The sequence below is a fragment of the Hymenobacter sp. AT01-02 genome, assembly GCF_000961955.2.
GTDB classification, from domain to species: Bacteria; Bacteroidota; Bacteroidia; order Cytophagales; family Hymenobacteraceae; genus Hymenobacter; species Hymenobacter mucosus.
In genome coordinates, this window is record NZ_JZIR02000179.1 from 1 (window position 1) to 871 (window position 871).

Genomic DNA, 871 nt, shown 5'->3' on the forward strand with positions numbered 1-871 from the left:
CCAAGCCGAAGGTCTAGCAGTAGCCGAAAATTGTTGTTGCCAGCTAAAGGACCCACCTTCGGTATTAGTGGCAGCGGCAGTCCGGCGTATACATCTACAAATCCGTAGCGACCCAGGCGCCGCTGAATACCGTACAGCGCCGCTATAGAGGCTCGTACAGCATCGCCGCGCAGTAAGTTATCATTGGTGGTGAGTGGCGTGCCGTAGCCACGCTTGCCATAACTAGTGCCAAGGGCTAGAGAAAAGTAGTTTGCTGAGAAATTATTGGCGCTCTTGCCCAGCCAAATGCGCTTGTTCAGGTTATAGTAGTAGCGCCCTGCCACTTGCGACGCTAGTACTACACCGTTTGTGACGGGGCCGTGCAGAGCCTCGCGGTAGCGCACAAACTCCGGCGACAACTCCGCCAGTACCGACCATTGGGGGCGCACCTTCTGCTCATATATCAGGTTGAGGCCATAGTGCGCATCGCGCAGTTCACCGTCTTGCCGAGCGTGCCGAAACTCCGTAAGCCCTATTTTCAGAAGACGTTGCTCCTCAACCCGCTGGCGAGTAAACCGGCTGATTTTTCGGAATAGCTGGTCTTCAAACTGGGTACTATCTGGCTCTATATCTTGGCCCGATTCGATGCGGCCGGTAGTAGGACCCGTTTGGGCAATGGCACCAAAGCTGCCTAGGCACAAACCAACGAGCAAGAAGAGGCTAGAGCGGGTAAAAAGCACATGATTCATACAGAGTAAAATAGCGTAATCGTAGCCGAACCAGCAAAAGGATTAGACGAAGCAGCAGGAATTACCCATAACCTGCTCCGTGGGCCCCACGTTAGCAGCATAAAACTATTCTGACTACCTAACCTGCTACCACTCATGGCCGA

At 53.6% G+C, this 871-nt stretch carries 1 protein-coding gene; it reads right to left on the bottom strand.

Annotated elements, in window-relative coordinates; all coding sequences use genetic code 11:
* Nucleotides 1-728 (bottom strand): hypothetical protein (locus tag VI25_RS22050; protein WP_201783382.1); only part of this gene is annotated, 728 nt, incomplete at its 3' end.
* Nucleotides 729-871 lie beyond the last annotated feature (143 nt).